Genomic DNA, 19356 nt, shown 5'->3' with positions numbered 1-19356 from the left:
TGGCCCGATTTGGTGGGGACTCATAATTCCGGTCTTATGAGCCAATGTTTTGTTCGCGACGAGCAGTATTTTCCTCATCTAGCGGTCTCCATTGGCGGCCAGGATATGCATCGCCGGCCCGGCGGCAGGCGAAGATTCCCGACGGAACAGGATGTAGAGCGCCGGAAGAACGAGAAGCGTCAGGATGGTCGAGGAGATGATTCCGCCGATGACGACAGTGGCCAGCGGCCGCTGGACCTCGGCACCGGCGCCGGTTGCAATAGCCATCGGAACGAAGCCAAGCGAGGCAACAAGCGCCGTCATCAGAACTGGCCTCAGTCGGGTGAGTGCCCCCTGATGGACCGCCTCCATGATCGTCTTGCCCTCATGACGCAGACGCTCGATGAAGGTGATGATCACCAGACCGTTGAGTACCGCGACGCCGGAAAGGGCGATGAACCCGATGCCCGCGCTGATCGAAAGCGGAATCCCCCTCAGCAGCAATGCGAAGATGCCTCCGGTCAGCGCGAGCGGCACGCCGCTGAAGACAAGGAATGCGTCGGCGACCGATCCGAGGCTGATGAACAGCAAGAGCAGGATCAGAAGCAACGCAATCGGGACGACGATCATGAGACGCTGTGACGCCGAAACCAGCTGCTCGAACTGCCCGCCCCACCCGATCCAGTATCCCGCGGGCAACTTCACCTTCTGGGCGATCTGGTTCTGGGCATCGGTCACGAAGGAGCCGAGATCCTTGCCACGGACGTTGGCGGACACGACGATGCGTCGCTTGCCGTCCTCGCGGCTGATCTGGTTCGGACCAGGTGACACGGTGATCTCCGCGAGTTCGGACAGCGGCGCGTAGCGCATCTGGCTCAGCGGCGAAGTGCCCAGCACGGCGGGCTGGACCTTGGCCTGCCCGTCCAGCGGCGGCAGCGGGATCGGCAGCGCCTTCATCGCTTCGATGTCCGAGCGGCTGTCCTCGGGCAATCGCACGACCAGATCGAACCGGCGGTCGCCTTCAAAAACAAGGCCCGCGCTCTTGCCGCCGACCGCGATTTCGACCAGGCTCTGGACGTCCGCGACGCTGATGCCGAGGCGCGCCAGCGCCTTGCGGTCGAGCTTCACCGTCAGAACCGGCAGACCGGCGACCTGCTCCGTCTTCACGTCTGCGGCTCCCGGCACCGCCTGCAGCACGGTCTGGACCTTGCCGGCCATCTGCGCGAGCACGTCCAGGTCATCCCCGAAGATCTTCACGCCGACGTCGCTCCGGACGCCGGAGATCAGTTCGTTGAAGCGCAGCTGGATGGGCTGAGACAATTCATAGCTGCTACCGGCGACCTCCTCGGCCGCCTCCTCGATCGCCTTCACCACGTCGGCCTTCGGCTTCTGCGGATCCGGCCATTGGTCGCGCGGCTTCAACATCACATAGCCGTCCGAGATCGACGGCGGCATGGGATCGGTGGCAACCTCGGCGGTGCCGGTGCGCGCAAAGGTTTCCTTCACCTCCGGAATCTTCAGCAGACGCCGCTCCAGAGCCTGCTGCATCTCCAGCGACTGCGTCAGGCTCGTCCCGGGGATACGGATGGCCTGGATGGCGACGTCGCCCTCGTCCAGGCTCGGGATGAACTCGCCGCCCATGCGCGATGCCGCATAGCCGCTGGCGCCCATCAGCACGACGGCCATCACGGCCACGGCCCCTCGGAACCGGATAGCGAGGTTCAGGATCGGCACGTAGGACCGATGGGCCAGCCGCATGAACCAGTTCTCTTTCTCCGACACCCTGCCCGTGACCATCAGCGCCACGGCGGCGGGAACGAACGTCATCGAAAGGATGCTGGCCCCGAGAAGCGCGATCAGGACCGTCAACGCCATCGGCGTGAACATCTTGCCCTCGACGCCTGTCAGGGTCAGGACCGGCAGATACACGACAGCGATAATCAGCGTGCCGAACAGGCTCGGTTTGATGACCTCGCGCGAGCCCGCGATGATCGTCTCGAAACGCTCGTCGCGCGTCAGTATCCGTCCGCGCTTCACCTGTTCGTGGGCGAGCAGGCGCAGGCAGTTCTCGACGATGATCACGGCGCCGTCGATGATGATGCCGAAGTCGATCGCCCCGAGACTCATCAGGTTGGCGCTGACCTTGTTCTCGAACATCCCCGTGATCGTGAACAGCATGGCGAGCGGAATGACCAGGGCCGTAGCAATGGCCGCCTTGAAGTTGCCGAGGATGAGAAACAGGATGACGATGACCAGCAGCGCCCCTTCGACGAGATTCTTCTCCACGGTCGCAATGGTCGCATCGACCAGATGCGTCCGGTCGTAGATCGCCCGGACGGACACGCCGTCAGGAAGCGACTTGCCGATCTGCTCGAGCTTGGCGGCAACACGCTGCGCAACCGTCCGGCTGTTCTCGCCGATCAGAAGCATCGCGGTTCCCATGACCGTTTCATTCCCGTCGAGCGTGGCCGCGCCGGTGCGGAGATCCTTTCCTTCCTTCACGTCGGCAACGTCGAAGATCCTGACGGGGACACCGCCGCGAGACCCGATGACGATCTGCCCGATCTCATCGAGATTAGCGACCTGGCCGGGCGTACGGACGAGGTACTGCTCGCCGTTCTTCTCGATATAGCCAGCGCCGACGTTGGCATTGTTGGCAGCCAACGCGGCCATCACATCGCGGAAGCTGAGCCTGTAGGCCATCAGCTTGCTGGGGTCCGGAAGCACATGGAATTGCTTCTCGAAACCGCCGATCGTGTTGACCTCGTTGACACCGGTGACGTTGCGGAGCTGCGGTTTGATGATCCAGTCCTGAACCGTCCGCAGGTCGGACGGGCTGAATGGCTGACCCTCGGCGTTCCTGGTGCCCGGCTTCGCCTCAACCGTATAGAGATAGATCTCGCCAAGCCCGGTCGAGACCGGTCCCATGGCGGTCTCGATACCGGTCGGGAGCATGTCCTTCACGCGCTGCACGCGCTCGTTGACGAGCTGCCGCGCGAAATAGATGTCGATCCCGTCCTTGAAAACGATCGTCACCTGGCTGAGGCCGTAGCGGGAAAGCGAGCGGGTGTTGACCAGGTTCGGCAGGCCGCCCATCGCGGTCTCGATGGGAAAGGTGATGCGCTGCTCGACTTCGAGGGGCGAATAGCCCGGCGCATTCGTGTTGATCTGAACCTGCACGTTCGTGATGTCGGGAACGGCATCGATCGGCAACCTGCTGAAATTCCAGGCGCCGAAGGCCCCCATAAGCACAACGCCGATCATCACCAGCCAACGCTGGCGGACAGAAAAGGCCAGGACGGCGTCGATCATCGTGAAGCTCCGGAAACGTAGTCCTGCGGCGGATTCTCAAGAGCGGAAAGCGAACGGTGCTGGATTGCGGAGTCAGGCGCTGACGCCCAAAGGCTGGGGTTAGTGCTCATGACCGGCACTGCCCTTTCCGAGTTCGGCCTTCACGATGAAACTGTTCCGCGCCGCGTACTTGTCGCCCTCCAGAAGACCGAACAGGATCTCGACATTTTCCCGATCCCGGGCGCCAATCTCGACCTCCCGCACTTCGAACTTCTTGCCGTTCCGGACGAAGACGACGTTCCGGTTCTCCACCGACTGGATCGCGGTCGCCTTCACGGCCATCGGCACCTTCTTTGCGGAGAGGATCAGCCGCGCCGACACGAACAGTCCCGTGCGCAGCCGCAGGCCCTCGTTCTGGACGACCGCGCGTACCAACGCGCTCTGGGTATCGCTGCTTCCCACCGGCGAGACATAGGAGATCCAGGTCTCGATCGGCTTTCCGCCGTCACCGACATCGATGACCACGGTATCGCCTACCTTCACGCGCGACAGGTCGCGCCGGTAGACGGACAGATCGACCCAAACCGTCGACAGATCGGCGACGATGAAGGAAGGCTTCTGCTCCGAGGCATATTCGCCGAGCGAGATCTGGCGGTCGATCACCGTTCCCGAAATTGGAGCGCGCATTTCATACGTGGTGAGGCTCTGGTTGCTCTCGATTTTCGCAAGCAGTTCGCCCTTTTCGACGGGATCGCCGATGCGCTTCCTGATCTCGCGGACGACGCCCGGAAAACGCGGCGTAACCTGGACCAGCATTTCCTGGTTGGGCTGGATGATGCCGTTCAGCGTGATAGAGTCCTTCAAGGTCGCCTCGGAGACCGGAAGGATTTCGATGGTCGAAGACACGACCTTGTCGTCGCTCATCTCGACGACGCCCTCCTTCTCGTGGCCCTCTTCCTCGTGGCCCTTCTCCTCGTGCTTCGACGGCTCCGCCGTCGAGGCGGATGGCTTCTCCGACGATGCGACGTAGACGCCAGTTCCCACGGCGAAGACCGCGAGCGCGCCGACGATCATGACGACAAGTTTCTTCATCGTGCGCTCTCCCGCGCCAGTGCAAATGGATTGCCGACGAGCCCCTCGATGATGGCGACGGCGACATGAAAATTCTGCTGGGCCTCCTGTTCGCGCAGCCGGGCCTGGGCGACACTGGCCTGGGCGTCTAGCACCTCGAGCAGCGAAAACCGCCCTTGACCGTATCCCTCGAAGATCGCATCGGATGCCTGGCGCGACTTCGGGATCGCGGACTCCCGGAGGATGGCCAGTTCGCGGAGCGACCCCTGCAAGGTGTCGTACGCACGTCCTGCCAGTACGATCAGTGCATTGCGGTTGGCCTCCCGCTCGGCGCGCGTCTTGGCGAGGCTCTCCTGCGCCGAAAGGATATTGCCCTGGTTCTGATCGAACACCGGGATCGCAACCGTGACCCCCAGCCGAACGGCGTCGTCGCCGGTGTCGTTAAAATGCCGCCAACCGGCGTTGACCCGCACGTCCGGATAGGGACGCAGCCGCGCGATGAGAAGCTCGGCGTTGCGCTGAGCATAGATGGCGGTCCAGCGCATCAGTTGCGGATTCTGCATCGATAGCCGCAATCACGGCGCTGAAGGACGGCGGGCGCCCGGTGGCATCGAGCCGCCCGGAGACGGCCGAGAACTTGGGCGTCGTATCCCCCATCAGCACGGCCAGTTCTCGTTTCGAAGTGGCAAGGAGCGACCGAACCCGTTCACGATCGGCCTTGACCAAAGCGGAGGCCACTTCCGCACGTCCGGTCTCGGCCACGGATGAAGCACCCGCCTCCGTGCGCCGTTGCAGCAGGGGCGCAATCCGGTCGATCTCGGCGATCTGTTCGTCAAGGATCTGTATCCGGCGCTGGGCGCCGAGCACGTTGAGGAATGCGCCGGCGGTTTCCGCCAGCACTTCCAGCCGGATTGCCTTGCGCTGGATCGCGGCGGTTTCGACGCCCGCCTGCCCGGCTGCAATGCGCGCGTCGCGCTTGCCGAACAATTCGAACAGTTGGCTTATCTGCAGTGTGGTCTCCGCCGAGCGCGTGCCGCGATAGGTGCGCGAGCCAAACGAATTGTCCTGCTCGTAGGACACCTCCGGATTGATCAGCGCTCCGGCCTGGATCCGCTGGCCCGACGCGATGCCGACATCGCGCTCCGCTGCCGTCAGCCGTGGACTGGTGGCCAGCGCACGCTGAAGTGCGGTTTGCAAAATGATGGTCTGCGAATAGGACACGGCGGTCAGCAACGGGCTGACAAGCAGTGCCGACGCGCACGCGAACAGCGTGGCGACGCTTCTCATAAACATGAATTCAGGAACCTGAAGAACGGTCGAGTCTAGGCGCTCGCGCGCCCGGCGAAGGCGTTCAGGTCAGGATTTTGGGCGGTGGGGTGTCGAGCCGGGACTGGCCCGCAAGCAACACGGACGCGATCGTCACGACGGGTGGGGCCGGAACGGCGGACGGCGCGGCAGCGACAGAAGGCGCCGGGAGCACGGCGGGAACGCAGGTCGGGCAATGATCGCAAATGGCGACGCCCGTCTTTGTCCCGCCGTCGTCAGTGGCGTCGGAGACATGCTCGATCGCGACGCTCGAAGCGACCGCTTGATCGAGGCAGGAGATATTGTGAGCGATACCAACGAACAGGTAAACGAACGCAAGGAACATCAGCATCGAACGGCGTAGCCCGTTCGACTGCCTGACAGGCAAACTTTGATTTGCGTTGCGTTCCATTCGACAATGATAACGAAGATCGCATGCGAACACTATCACAGACGCGCCGAAATCCCTGCCCAGTCTCGGTTTTCACGCGACCGATTGCCCCATGCCGGCCGCAGATGCCCGCGATCTCGCGTCCATCCGTTACGAAGCACTTTGGTTAGCCCCGATAAAGCTCCGCTTACAAATCGGAATACAATCCTTGATAGTGCCGAGCCGAGGGTTTCCAGTCATTCGAGACGGCGGTTAGTCGGCCTGGCCGCATTAAATCATCGCGCGGCCTCTAGCATCGGCCACAATCCTGGTCTATTCGACGAGGCATGATCGTAGCGCGGACCGCCAAATTTCAGATCGGACAGATCGTACGCCACCGGATCTTCTCGTTCCGGGGCGTGGTTTTCGATATCGATCCGGAATTCAACAACACCGAGGAATGGTGGCTGTCGATTCCCGAAGAAGTCCGGCCGCACAAGGACCAGCCATTTTACCATCTGCTGGCCGAGAATTCGGAATCCGAATACGTCGCCTATGTGTCCGAGCAGAACCTGCTGCCCGATGACTCCGGCGAACCGATCCGGCATTCCCAGGTCGCCGAGATCTTCGTCAAGGACAAGAGCGGCGGCTACCGGCCACGCAATCCCTCGCTAAACTGAATTCCTATACTGTCATTCCGGAGTGCGGTCGGCTGATGCCGTTCGCGCCCCGGAATGACCGATACAAAAAAGGCGCTCATTTCTGAGCGCCTTTTAGCATTGCTTTGGCGAAACTTACTTCGCAGCGGGGTTGGCTGGCGCGCCGCCCGAGGGGGCTGCAGCTTCAAGCTTCTTGCGTGCTTCTTCCGCGCGCTTCTGCAGCTCTTCCTGCAGCTTCTTCTGGGTTTCCTCGAACACCTTCGGATCGGTCGGCGGACCGTCGTAGGCCTTGGCGAATTCTGCCAGCGGCAGCGGCAGGGTCAGCGGCGCACCGTTGGAGTTTATCGCCTGGACGATCAGGTTCTGGCCCTTCTTCATATTGGCCAGCAATTCCGGGGTGACTTCGTAATCGGACATGCAGCCATTGGCGAAGCAGATCACGTAGGGGCTCTGCGCGGGCGCATTGGCATCGACGATGACGCGGGTGCCGTGCACCAGCTGCATGCCCAGAGGCAGGGTCACGCGCAGGATCTTCTTCGGTTCGCCTTCCGGCTCGATGATCACGGCAGCGATGACCGGCTGGCCGGATTCGATACGGCCGTCCTTGCCGGTGAAGCAGACCTGCTTCGCCGCTGCATCCTGGCCCTTGAGGCAGAACTTGGTCCAGGGCGCATAGATCGGCTGAACCTGCTGTTCGGGCGGCGTCGCGCCGGCGGGCGGAGCACCGGCCGGGGCCTGGGCCGCGGGGGCAGCAGGCGCGGCCTTCGGAGCGGCCTTCGGCGCAGCCTTGGGAGCGGCCTTCGGGGCAGCGGCGGGCGCACCCGGCGCGGGCGCCTGGGCCTGGGCGGCGGAAACGGTGATCGTGGCGGTCAGTGCCGTTGCCGTCAGCAGGGTGAAAACCCGCCTGCGCGGAAACACCGACGCGGCCAAGAGACGGAAATTCATTGCGGAAAACCCTTTCTGAACGGTGGCGCCTCGCCAAAGCGAGTTCTGACTCTGACCCGTTGGCCGGTGTCTCGTTGCCAATTGAGGCCCTTACGTGACAAGCCGCGCCGACCTCGTCAATTGCCCGCCTTCAATACATCGGCGGACGAAAAGATCAATGGCGACAACCATATTTGATAGGCCGCGGCGGTGCGCATGGCGGTCATGCTAGTATTTCCGGGTGAACCCCGCCGAATCAAACCGTGCCGTTGCATCGCATGTCCGCAGCCGTCCGCGCTGGAGTTGCGTTGCCGTCACGTGGCTGGCCATGCTGGCAGGCCTGGTTCCGGTACGGGCTGAGGGCGCTCAGGGCATCGCCATGCACGGTTCGCCTGCCCTGCCAGCCGGTTTCACGCACATGCCCTACGCCAATCCGGACGCCCCCAAGGGCGGCCGCCTGATCCAGGGCATTCTCGGCACCTTCGACAGCCTCAATCCCCTGATCGTGCGCGGCCAGGCGGTGCAGCAGGTCCGCGGTTTCGTCATCGAAAGCCTGATGACCCGCGGCAACGACGAAGCCTTTACGCTCTATGGCCTGCTGGCCGAGAGCATCGAGACCAACGACGCCCGGACCTATGTCACCTTCCGGATCAATCCGCGGGCGCAATTCTCCGACGGCCGGCCGGTCACGGCGGACGACGTGCTGTTCTCCTGGGAGCTGCTGCGCGACAAAGGCCGCCCCAACCACCGCCAGTTCTACGCCAAGGTGACCAAGGCCGAGGCCCTGGACGCACGCACGGTGCGGTTCGATTTCGGCGGCCAGGGCGACCGCGAATTGCCACTGATCCTCGGCCTGATGCCGGTGCTGCCGAAGCACGCCATCGACGTCGCCACCTTCGAGGACACCTCGATGGCCGCGCCGCTGGGCTCCGGGCCGTATCGCGTCACCACCGTCAAGCCCGGCGCCAGCGTCACCCTGACCCGCAACCCCGATTATTGGGGCCGCGACCTGCCGGTCAATCGCGGGCTGTGGAATTTCGACGAGATCCGGCTGGATTTCTATCGCGAGGCCAACGGCCATTTCGAGGCGTTCAAGCGCGGCCTGTACGACTACCGCGTCGAGAACGAACCGTCGCGCTGGCATGACGGCTACGACTTCCCCGCCGCGCGCGGCGGCGATGTGGCCCGCGACAGCATCAAGACCGGGCTGCCGAAGCCGTCCGAGTTCCTGGTGTTCAACACAAGGCGGCCGATGTTCGCCGACGTCCGGGTCCGCCGCGCGCTGACCCTGCTGTTCGATTTCGAATGGATCAACCGCAACTACTTCTTCGGCCTCTATACCCGCTCCGGCGGCTTCTTCGCGGGATCCGAACTGTCCGCCTATGGCCGCGCCGCCGATTCCGGCGAACGCGCCCTGCTGCAGCCCTATCTGGCCCGGCTGCCATCCGAGATCCTCGACGGCAGCTTCCGCTTGCCGGTCAGCGACGGCTCCGGGCGCGACCGCGGCGCCTTGCGCACGGCGCTGGCGCTGCTGTCACAGGCCGGCTACGATCTCGACGGCAACCTGCTGCGGCAGCGCGGCACCAAGATTCCCTTCACCTTCGAGATCCTGGTGACGACCCGCGACCAGGAGCGCATTGCGCTGGCCTATGGGCGCGATCTCAAGCGCGCCGGCATCACGGCCTCGGTGCGTTCGGTCGATGGCGTGCAGTTCGACCAGCGCCGTCTCAGCTTCGATTTCGACATGATCCAGAACCGCTGGGACCAGTCGCTGTCGCCCGGCAACGAACAATCCTTCTACTGGGGCACCCAGGCGGCGGACCTCACGGGGACCCGCAACTACATGGGCGCCCGGGATCCTGCCATCGATGCGATGATCTCGGCCATGCTGGTAGCCCACGACCGTCCCGATTTCGTCACGGCGGTCCGTGCACTGGATCGGGTGCTGATGTCCGGCTTCTACGCAATTCCGCTCTACTACGTCGGGGAACAATGGATTGCCCGATGGAATCGGATAGAACGGCCTGCAGCCACGGCGTTGACGGGCTACCTCCCCGAGACTTGGTGGCACAGACCCGATCGGAAGTGACCCGTGACAACAGCCAACGCATCGCCCACGCTCGACGGCCTGTTCCGCCGCATTCTCGCCCGCCAGCCGGGCGCGCTGGCGCTGATTGACCCCGCCGACAAGATGCGGGTGACCAGCACGCCGCCGCTGCGCCTGACCTTCGCCGAGGCCGAACAGCGGATCGCGGCGCTGACCGCGCATTTCATCAACAGCGGGCTGCCGGCCAATTCGGTGATCGCGGTTCAGTTGCCCAACACCGTCGAATTCATGCTCACCGTGCTGGCCGCGCACCGCGCAGGTCTCGTGGTCGCTTTGCTGCCGCAACTGTGGCGGCAAGCCGAACTGACGATCGCGCTGAACCGCACCGGTGCCCGCGCCATCGTGACATCGAGCCGGATCGACGGCGTCAGCCATGCCGACCTGGCGATGAACGCCGCCGCCGAGGCGTTCTCGATCCGCCATGTCTGCGGCTTCGGGAACGACCTGCCGGAAGGCATGGCCTCGCTCGATGCGGCGATGACCGCCGAATTCAGCGAACCGCTGCTGGTGACGCAGGACGCGCGGCGCGCAGCGATCATTTCCTTCGACGTGACCGCCGACGGGTTTCGCGCGGTCCCGCGCACCCATCTCAACCTGATCTCCGGCGGACTTTCAGTGTTCCTCGAAAGCGGCCTGCCGCAAGGCGCGACCATCATGTCGGCGCTGGCGCCATGCTCCTTCGCCAGCGTCGCGTCGTCGCTGGTGACCTGGCTGCTGTCAGGCGGCACCCTGGCACTACACCATCCGTTCGACAGCGAGGTGCTGGAGCAGCAGATCAACGGTCTCGCCTGTGACGTGCTGGTGGCACCCGCCCCGCTGGCGCAGCGGCTCGCCGATGCCGGCATGCTGGCGCGCACGCCGACCTTGCACCACGTGGTCGGTCTCTGGCGCGCCCCGGAACAGGTGTTCACCAGCGCGCTGTGGACGAGCGAACAGGCCGTGCTGACCGACATCTATCTGTTCGGCGAGGCCGGACTGTTCGGCGCGCGCCGCGGCAGCGACGGCCTGCCCGTTGCCATCATGCCCGGCTCCCACGGCGCGCCGCGCGCGGTGGCCAGTTCCTCCATCGCCGGCGAGATCCTGATTACGCCCAAGGGCACGCTCGGCCTGCGCGGGCCGATGGTGCCGGTACTAGCCTACGCGGCCCCCGTCGAGCCCAGCCAGTCGTTGATGTCGGCCGGGCCGGCCGCCGACCACGTTGATACCGGCTTTGCCGCACGGCTCGACCGCTCCACCGGCGCCATCTGCATCACAGCGCCGCCATCGGGCATCATGGCCGTCGGAGGCTACCGCTTCCTGGCGCAGGATCTCAGCGAGTGGGCCCGGCGGCTCGGCCAGAACACCATGCTGACAGCCCTGCCCGATCGCCTCAGCGGCTACCGGCTCGCCGGCCGCGCCGCAAACAATACGCGCGCGCGCGACGCTTTGACCGAACTGGGCCTCAACCCGCTGATGGTGGAGGCGTTTCGCGATCGCGCCAGCGTCGACTGATCGCAATCGAGGGATATCATTGACGCCGTATTAAGGACGCCCGACTAGCCTGACGCGACCCAATCATCGCTCAGTCCAGGTCATCGACAATGTCCGATCAGGCTCCCATCGTCGCCATCTCCGCGACCAGGCCGCCGACGTTTTCCGCTGCCCTTGCCGATACCAAAATGTTTCCGGTCATCGACGCGACCTGGCCGGAAGCGCTGGACGCGGTCGCGCGCGTGCAACCCGCAGCCGTGCTGGTCTCGGCAACGGCGGCCGACGAGCCAACGTTCGAGGCGCTGGCGCGGCGACTGGCGGCCAAGCAGCCTTACGTGCCGCTGATCGCCATCGATCCCATAGCGCCGCTTCCCGCCCACGCCATTCCGTTTGTGCAGTCTGCCGGTAGCTTCGATCGCCTCAACGCGCGCCTGCGTGCCGCGTTGCGGGTCCGCACCCTGCACGCCACAGTGGTTCGCCGTCTCACCGCAGACGCCGTCAAGCGTACCGCCCTGCAGACTCCGGATCCGCTCGAAGACGCCAATGTGCTGCTGATCGGCCGCGGCGCCGGCTACCCCGCTTTGTCGGTGGCGCTGGGAGAGCGCGTCGGCGTGATCGGCGCCCTCAGCATCGAGGCCGCCGCCAAGCACCTCAACGCACGCGACATCGACGGCATCATTATCGGCGAGGGTTTCAGCCTGCGGGTGGTCGATGCCTTCCTGACGGTGCTCACCGAGGATGCCCGGTTTCGCAATCTGCCTGTGACCGTCACCGCCGCCGGTCTCGCGCCGGCCTATGACCTGCCCAATCTCGAAATGATCTCCGGCGAAGCCGCCGACGTGGCAGCGCATGCGTTGCCTCTGGTTCGGCAACACGCCTTCGAAGCCCGCCTCAGCCGCACCCTGAAGGCGCTGGACTCCGACGGCCTGCTGGATGCCCGCACCGGCCTTCTGACCCGCGCCGCGTTCGAACGCGATTTTTCCACCGCCGTCTACCAGACCCAGTCGCGCGGCGGCGGCATGTCGGTGGTGCGCTTCTCGTTCGACGAGATCCCCGACCGCGCGCGCTTCGATGCGGCGCGCATCCTCAGCCGGCTGATGCGACAGATGGATTTCGGCGCCCTGCAGGACGACGGCTCGGTGATCGTGGCGTTTGCCGAAACCGATCTGCGCAATGCCCATATGATCGCCAAGCGTCTCTCCAGCGTGATGAAGCACACCCTGCACAGCGCCAAACGTGACCAGCGGGTCGAGCCGCGTGTCGTGGTCGCGACCCTGCTGCCCGGCGATACCGCGAAGTCGCTGCTGTCGCGCCTGCACGGAAAGGACGCGCGCCGCGTCGCCTCGTAGGGTTCCAGAACTGCGTACGGAACGATTGTTACCTCCTCGCATTATAGAGCACGCATTCTGCGATGGAGGACACCATGAAGAAACTTGCACTGATCACCGCTTCGCTTGCTCTGCTTGCCACTCCCGTCCTGGCGCAGACCAGCACCACCACGACCGGCACGGCGCCGGCCGATGCAAAGTTCTCGACGGTGTCGAAGGACGAGATGTTCAGCTCCAAGCTCAAGGGCCTGAATATTACCAACCAGAAGGACGAGACCGTCGGCGAGATCAGCGATCTGGCGTTCAAGAACGACAAGATCGAAGCCATGATCCTCTCGGTCGGCGGCTTCCTCGGCATGGGCGAACACTACGTCGCCGTGTCGCCGTCGTCGGTCAACGTCAAGTACGACACCAAGAACAACAAGTGGCTGGCCACGATGAACACCACCAAGGAAGCCCTGAAGGCCGCTCCGGAATTCAAGTATCCGAAGTAAGCGTCAAGCTTCAATAAAACACGGCCGTCGGCAGGAATGCCGGCGGCCGTTTTTCATTTTCTGCAACACACACCGCCGTCATCCTTAGGAGCGCGCACTTGCGCGCCTCGAAGGATAGTGGCAGGCGCTGAACATGCCTCCTTCGAGGCTGGCCCAAGTGGGCGAGCGCCTCAGGATGCCGGCGGCGACCGAGGCAGCCGCAATCACGCCGCCTTTTTCTTCTCCGCCAGATTGGCCAGCGCGCGCAGGATTTCGGTGGCGCCTTCGAGGCGTTCTTCCGGCGTCTCCCAGTCCTGCAGGAACACCACCTTCATGTCCGGACGCACCTTGGCGGCCTGGCCGTAGGAGCGGATGAAGAACACCAGACGATCCGGCTGCGCGAACTTGTTGTCGCGGAAGGTGATGACCGCGCCCTTCGGGCCGGCATCCACCTTCTCCACGTTGGCGCGACGGCAATAGGCCTTGATGGCGGCGATCTTGAACAGATAGCGCACCTCGTCAGGCAGCACGCCGAAACGGTCGCGCAGCTCGGCCGCGAAGCTCTCGATCTCCGCGTCGGTTTCGAGATCCGCAAGCCTTCGGTACAGCGACAGCCGCACAGCGAGATCGGCGACGAAATCGTCGGGGATCAACACCGGCATGCCCACGGTGATGGTCGGCGACCACCGGTCGGCCACAGGCTCGGACAGGCCGGCCTTGAGGTTGAGGATCGCCTCCTCCAGCATCGACTGGTACAGTTCGAAGCCAACTTCCTTGATATGACCGGACTGCTCCTGGCCCAGCAGATTGCCGGCGCCGCGGATGTCGAGATCGTGCGAGGCGAGCTGGAAGCCGGCGCCCAGCGTCTCCAGCGACTGCAGCACCTTGAGGCGACGCTCCGCATGCGCGGTGATCTTGGCCTGCGCCGGCAGTGTAAACAGCGCATAGGCGCGCAGCTTGGAGCGGCCGACCCGGCCGCGCAGCCGATACAACTGCGCCAGACCGAACATGTCGGCGCGATGGATGATCAGCGTATTGGCGGTGGGAATATCGAGGCCGGACTCGACGATGGTGGTAGACAGCAGGATGTCGTACTTGCCGTCGTAGAACGCCGACATGATGTCTTCGATCACCGTCGGCGCCATCTGGCCATGGGCCACCGCCACCTTCATCTCAGGCACATGCTTGTCGAGGAAGTCCTTGACCTCGGCGAGGTCATCGATGCGCGGCACCACGTAGAAGGCCTGGCCGCCACGGTAGCGCTCGCGCAGCAGCGCCTCGCGGATCATCAGCGGATCATGCGGCGCCACGAAGGTGCGTACAGCAAGGCGATCGACCGGCGGTGACGCGATGATCGAGAGATCGCGGACGCCGCTCAAGGCTAGTTGCAGGGTGCGCGGGATCGGCGTCGCCGACAGCGTCAGCACATGGACGTCGGCACGCATCTGCTTCAGGCGCTCCTTGTGAGTGACGCCGAAGTGTTGCTCTTCGTCCACGACCACGAGCCCGAGATCCTTGAACTTGATCGACTTGCCGAGCAACGCATGGGTGCCGACGACAATGTCGATATTGCCTTCAGCCAACCCCTTCTTGACCTGGTTCATGTCCTTGGTGGTGACCAGCCGCGAGGCCTGCGCCACGTTCACCGGAAAGCCCTTGAAGCGCTCGGTGAAATTCTTGGCATGCTGGCGCGCCAGCAGCGTGGTCGGCACCACGACGGCCACCTGCTTGCCCTCCAGCGCCACCGCGAAGGTCGCGCGCAGCGCCACCTCGGTCTTGCCGAAGCCGACGTCGCCGCAGATCAGCCGGTCCATGGGTCGGCCGCTTTCGAGATCGCCCAGGGTGGCATTGATGGCGTTCTGCTGGTCCTCGGTCTCCTCATAGGGGAAGCGCGCGCAGAATTCGTCGTAGAGCTGCGGCTGCACCGAGGTCTTCGGCGCCTCGCGCAGGTGTCGTTCGGCGGCGATCTTGATCAGCTCGCCCGCGATTTCCTGGATGCGGTTCTTCAGCTTGGCCTTGCGGGCCTGCCAGCCGGAACCGCCGAGCTTGTCGAGCTCGACATTGGCGGTGTCGGTGCCGTAGCGCGACAGAAGCTCAATATTCTCCACCGGCAGAAACAGTTTTGTTTCGTTGGCGTAGCGCAATTCGAGACAATCATGCGGCGCGCCGCCGACCTGCAGGGTCTGCAGACCGACGAAACGGCCGATGCCGTGCTCGACATGGACCACGATATCGCCAGCCGCGAGGCTGGTGACTTCGGAAATGAAGTTGTCGAGCTTGCGGCTGGCCTTGCGCGGGCGAACGAGACGATCGCCGAGGATGTCCTGCTCGCTGATGATGGCGACCTGGTCGGTCTCGAAGCCGGATTCCATGCCGACCACGGCCAGCATGGTTTCGTTGCGCGGCGTCGCCTGCACGGTGCGCCAGGAATTAACCGACGTGACGTTGAGCAGCTTGTGGTCCTTCAGCATGCTCGCCATGCGGTCGCGCGAGCCTTCGCTCCACAGCGCCACGATCACCTTCTTGCGCTGCGCCTGCAGCGCCTGGACGTGGGCGACCACCACCTCGAACACGTTGATCTTGCCGTCAGTGCGCTCGGGCGCGAAGTTGCGACCCTGGCGGGCGCCGGCATCCACCATGTCCTTGCCATCGGGCAGTGCGAACGGCGTCAGCCGCGCCAGCGACGCCGTCTCCAGCCGCTTGGACCACTCGGCGTCGGCGAGATACAGCCGGTCCGGCGGCAGCGGCTTGTACAATGCGCCGCCGCCGCGATGCTCCAGCGCCTCGCGCCGCGCCTCGTAGTAATCGTTGATCTGCTTGAAGCGCTCGGAGGCCGCGTCCTCGCTCTGCGGCTGCAGCATCACCGGTGCGCCGTCGAGGTAATCGAAGAACGTGTCCATGCGGTCCTGGAACAGCGGCAGCCAGTGCTCCATGCCGGGATAGCGGCGGCCTTCGCTGACGGTCTCGTAGAGCTGGTCGTCGCGCTCGGGTGCGCCGAACTGCGCGACATAGCCCATGCGAAACCGCTTGATGGTTTCGGTGACCAGCCGGAATTCGGAAATCGGCACCAGATCGAGGGCGCGCATGTCGAGATGGGTGCGCTGGGTCTCGGAGTCGAAGGTGCGGATCGACTCCAGCGTGTCGCCGAAGAAGTCGAAACGGACCGGCTGCTCGAGGCCGGCGGGAAACAGATCGAGGATGCCGCCGCGGACGGCGTATTCGCCGGGCTCGCGCACGGTGCCGGAGCGGTTATAGCCGTTGTGCTCCAGCCAGCCGACAATCGAATCCATCGGCACGATATGGCCGGGTGCCACCGACAGCGCCTGCGCCGCAATGACCTCGCGGGCCGGCACCCGCTGCACCGCCGCGTTGACCGTGGTGAGCACGATCAGTGGCTTTTCGCTGCCCTTGAGGCGGGACAGGCGCGCCAGCGTTGTCAGGCGTTGCGCCAGGACGCCGCCATGGGGCGACACGCGGTCGTAGGGCTGGCAGTCCCAGGCCGGAAACTGCAGCACCGGAAGATCGGGTGCGAAGAATTCCAGCGCCCGTGCCAGGTTCTGCATGCGCGGCCCGTCGCGACAGGTCACCGCCAGACTGACCGCCGGCGGTTTCGGCCGCGCGGCAACCGCGCGGGCGAGATCGCTGACGATCAGCCCCTCGGCGCCCTCGGCGACATTGGCGAACGTCAGAGCACGCCCGGGCGCAAGCTGCGCCGCAGGCGAAACGGTCGGCGCCTTCATAGGGTGTAGTCCAGATTGCGGAAAGTCTTGATGCGTTCGAACAGCGGCGTGCGAAACTCCGGCGGCAGTTCGATGTCGCCGACAAACGCCGGATACAGGTCCGGGTCCTCCAGGCCCACGAGAGCCTCGAGCTGCGTGACTTCAAGGTCGGCCAGACCGGCAATCTCCGCATCGGCAAAACGGCCGAGGATCAGGTCCATCTCGCGGGTACCGCGGTGCCAGCAGCGGAACAGCAGCCGCTTGCGGCGTTCATCCAGCCCGTTGCTCGATCGTGTCGTTCCCGTCATCTTCCCATCCCGTCCGAACGCCAAAAGCCCGGACGTGCCGGGCTCGGTTGATATAGCCGCCGCAGGGTCCGCTGTCAGCACCTACGGGACGCAATGCGGCCCTGGGCGCATTGCATTCGCGCCAAAATGCATTCAAGCCTTGGGGAAATTGGCCAGAAATCGAGTTTCCGAGTCGCTTGATGCGCCCTGCACTGCTCAATCCGCTGTTTGCGCCGGTCACCACAATGCCCGGCATCGGACCGAAGCTGGACAAGCTGCTGCGGTTCCTGCTCGGCCGCGACGAGACCCCGCGGATCGCCGACCTGCTGCTGCACCTGCCGGTCAGCGTCATCGACCGCCGCCAGCGGCCGACCATCTGCGATGCGGTTCCCGGTACCATGGTGACGCTGGAGGTCACGGTCGACCGCCATCGCCCTGCCCCCGCCGGCCGCTCCCGCGCGCCGCATCTGGTCTATGTCAGCGACGACACCGGCACGGCGATCCTGGCCTATTTCAAGGCCTATCCCGGTCAGGTCGAGAAGCTGCTGCCGGTCGGCGAGAAGCGCTACGTCTCCGGCACCGGGCAGTTGTTCGACGGCATGCTGCAGATCGTTCATCCCGACCGCGTCATCGACGAGGAAGGCTTTGCCAAGCTCAGCGGCATCGACCCGGTCTATCCGCTGACCCAGGGCCTCGCCATCGGCGCCCTGCGCCGTGCCGTTGGCCTCGCGCTGACGCGGCTGCCGGAACTGCCGGAATGGATCAGCCCGGACGTGATGCGCCGCTGCTCGTTCCCGCCGATCGCCGAGGCCCTGCAGCGCGTCCACGTGCCGCTCGAACTGACCGACATCCTGCCCGAAGGCCCGTTCTGGTCGCGGCTGGCCTTCGACGAGTTGCTGGCCGGGCAACTGGCGCTGGCGCTGGTGCGCGCGCAACTGCGTCGGCCGGCCGGCGACCGCAACGCCGGCGACGGGCATTTGCGCCACAAGATCATCGACGCGCTGCCGTACTCCCTGACCAAGTCGCAGCAGGAGGCCACCGCTGCCATCGCCGCCGATCTCAATCAGCCGGTCCGCATGCTCCGGCTGCTGCAGGGCGATGTCGGCTCCGGCAAGACCGTGGTGGCACTGCTGGCCGCCGCCGCCGTCGCCGAGGTCGGCAAGCAGACCGCGCTGATGGCACCGACGGAAATCCTGGCGCGCCAGCACATCAAGACCATCGCGCCCCTGGCCGAACGCGCCGGCCTGCGCGTCGCGATCCTGACCGGACGCGAGAAGGGCCGCGAGCGCAAGGACATCCTGGCGCGCCTCGCGGCCGGCGAGATCGACATGCTGGTCGGCACCCACGCCTTGATCCAGGACGACGTGATCTACCAGTCGCTGGCGCTGGCGGTGGTCGACGAGCAGCATCGCTTCGGCGTGCGGGAGCGATTGACCCTGACCAACAAGGGCGATGCCGTCGACGTGCTGGTGCTGTCGGCGACGCCGATCCCGCGGACCCTGGTGCTGACCTACTTCGGCGACATGGACATCTCGGAGCTGCGTGAGAAACCGGCCGGACGCCAACCGATCGAGACCCGGACCATGTCGAGCCTCCGTCTGCAGGAGGTCATCGACGGCGTCGGCCGTCAGGTCGCCGCCGGCAAGCTGGTGTACTGGATCGTGCCGCTGGTGGAAGAGTCCGAGATGGACGGCCCGAAGCTGACCAATGCCGAGGAGCGTTTCGAAAGCCTGCAGCAACGCTTCGGCGAAAAAGTGGGGCTGGTGCACGGAAGGATGCGCGGCACCGAGAAGGATGCGGCCATGGCGCGCTTCAGTGAAGCGGAAACCCAGATCCTGGTCGCCACCACCGTGGTAGAGGTCGGCGTCGACGTGCCCGCCGCCACCATCATGGTCATCGAGAATGCCGAGCGCTTCGGCCTCGCCCAACTGCACCGGCCGCGCGGCCGCATCGGCCGCGGCTCGGAAGCCTCGAACTGCCTGCTGCTATATCGCGAGCCACTCGGCGAGATCGCGTCTAAGCGCCTCAAGGTGATCAAGGAAACCACCGACGGGTTCCGCATTGCCGAGGAAGACCTGAAACTGCGCGGCGAAGGCGACGTGCTCGGCACCAGACAAAGCGGCCTGCCCGGTTTCCGCATCGCCCGCTCCGAGGTCCACGCCCAGTTGGTGACGCAAGCCCGCGACGAGGCGATGCGGATCCTGCAGGACAATCCGAAACTGACCGGCGAACGCGGCGAAGCGCTGCGCTGCCTGCTGTATCTCTATGAGCGCGACGAGGCACTGCCGCTGATCGGCGCGGGGTAGCCCTTAACTGTCATTCCGGGGCGCGGGCGGCGACAGCCGCACGCGAACCCGGAATCCCAAAATGTTC

At 64.9% G+C, this 19356-nt stretch carries 12 protein-coding genes and 1 pseudogene; 6 read left to right on the top strand and 7 right to left on the bottom strand.

Annotated features, from left to right (window positions below):
- Positions 1–78 precede the first annotated feature (78 nt).
- The 4 genes and pseudogenes from ACUXVA_RS21040 to ACUXVA_RS21025 all read right to left on the bottom strand — a co-directional run bounded on the left by ACUXVA_RS21040 (position 79) and on the right by ACUXVA_RS21025 (position 6058).
- Positions 79–3291: an efflux RND transporter permease subunit gene (locus tag ACUXVA_RS21040; protein ID WP_445487912.1), complete on the bottom strand. Its 3213-nt coding sequence runs from the start codon at positions 3289–3291 to the stop codon at positions 79–81.
- Positions 3292–3390: 99 nt separating this feature from the next.
- Positions 3391–4362, bottom strand: a complete 972-nt coding sequence (gene ihpB / locus ACUXVA_RS21035) for a divalent metal ion exporter adaptor subunit IhpB (protein ID WP_265078595.1) — start codon at positions 4360–4362, stop codon at positions 3391–3393.
- Positions 4359–5634 (bottom strand): annotated as a pseudogene (gene ihpA / locus ACUXVA_RS21030) (divalent metal ion exporter subunit IhpA). The gene ihpB and the pseudogene ihpA overlap by 4 nt, the downstream one beginning before the upstream one ends.
- Positions 5635–5692: 58 nt before the next feature.
- Positions 5693–6058 carry a hypothetical protein gene (locus tag ACUXVA_RS21025; RefSeq protein ID WP_265078597.1) on the bottom strand — a complete coding sequence of 122 codons (366 nt, stop codon included), beginning with the start codon at positions 6056–6058 and terminating at the stop codon, positions 5693–5695.
- 305 nt (positions 6059–6363) lie between these two features.
- Between ACUXVA_RS21025 and hspQ the strand changes: the two genes are divergently transcribed.
- Positions 6364–6696 carry a heat shock protein HspQ gene (gene hspQ, locus ACUXVA_RS21020; protein ID WP_265078598.1) on the top strand — a complete coding sequence of 111 codons (333 nt, stop codon included), beginning with the start codon at positions 6364–6366 and terminating at the stop codon, positions 6694–6696.
- Between the two features lie 114 nt (positions 6697–6810).
- On the opposite strand, the gene ACUXVA_RS21015 is transcribed toward hspQ, so the two are convergent.
- Entirely contained in the window at positions 6811–7620 is an 810-nt protein-coding gene (locus ACUXVA_RS21015) for an invasion associated locus B family protein (RefSeq protein WP_445487909.1), read from the bottom strand.
- Between the two features lie 307 nt (positions 7621–7927).
- On the opposite strand from ACUXVA_RS21015, the gene ACUXVA_RS21010 reads away from it, so the two are divergent.
- The 4 genes from ACUXVA_RS21010 (at position 7928) to ACUXVA_RS20995 (ending at position 12998) form a co-directional block, all read left to right on the top strand.
- Positions 7928–9688, top strand: coding sequence for an extracellular solute-binding protein (locus tag ACUXVA_RS21010; RefSeq protein ID WP_445487906.1), 1761 nt, complete (start codon positions 7928–7930; stop codon positions 9686–9688).
- A 3-nt stretch (positions 9689–9691) separates the two neighbouring features.
- Positions 9692–11197: an AMP-binding protein gene (locus ACUXVA_RS21005; RefSeq protein WP_445487904.1), complete on the top strand. Its 1506-nt coding sequence runs from the start codon at positions 9692–9694 to the stop codon at positions 11195–11197.
- Between the two features lie 89 nt (positions 11198–11286).
- The gene (locus ACUXVA_RS21000) at positions 11287–12525 is read left to right on the top strand and encodes a GGDEF domain-containing protein (protein ID WP_265078602.1); all 1239 of its coding nucleotides are present in this window, start codon (positions 11287–11289) and stop codon (positions 12523–12525) included.
- A 74-nt stretch (positions 12526–12599) separates the two neighbouring features.
- The gene (locus ACUXVA_RS20995; RefSeq protein WP_265078603.1) at positions 12600–12998 is read left to right on the top strand and encodes a PRC-barrel domain-containing protein; all 399 of its coding nucleotides are present in this window, start codon (positions 12600–12602) and stop codon (positions 12996–12998) included.
- Between the two features lie 203 nt (positions 12999–13201).
- Here ACUXVA_RS20995 and mfd read toward each other — a convergent pair whose 3' ends face one another.
- Together mfd and ACUXVA_RS20985 are read right to left on the bottom strand one after the other, a co-directional pair.
- Positions 13202–16717 (bottom strand): transcription-repair coupling factor, encoded by a 3516-nt coding sequence (mfd, locus tag ACUXVA_RS20990; RefSeq protein WP_445487901.1) that lies wholly within the window; start codon positions 16715–16717, stop codon positions 13202–13204.
- Positions 16714–17004 carry an FAD assembly factor SdhE gene (locus ACUXVA_RS20985; RefSeq protein ID WP_265078605.1) on the bottom strand — a complete coding sequence of 97 codons (291 nt, stop codon included), beginning with the start codon at positions 17002–17004 and terminating at the stop codon, positions 16714–16716. The genes mfd and ACUXVA_RS20985 overlap by 4 nt, the downstream gene beginning before the upstream one ends.
- A 179-nt stretch (positions 17005–17183) precedes the next feature.
- Here ACUXVA_RS20985 and recG point away from each other — a divergent pair, with 179 nt between their 5' ends.
- Positions 17184–19289: an ATP-dependent DNA helicase RecG gene (recG, locus tag ACUXVA_RS20980; RefSeq protein WP_445487899.1), complete on the top strand. Its 2106-nt coding sequence runs from the start codon at positions 17184–17186 to the stop codon at positions 19287–19289.
- The last annotated feature ends 67 nt before the right edge of the window (positions 19290–19356 follow it).

The sequence above is a fragment of the Rhodopseudomonas sp. RCAM05734 genome (genome assembly GCF_052658035.1).
This window is presented reverse-complemented; position numbering and strand designations above follow the sequence as displayed.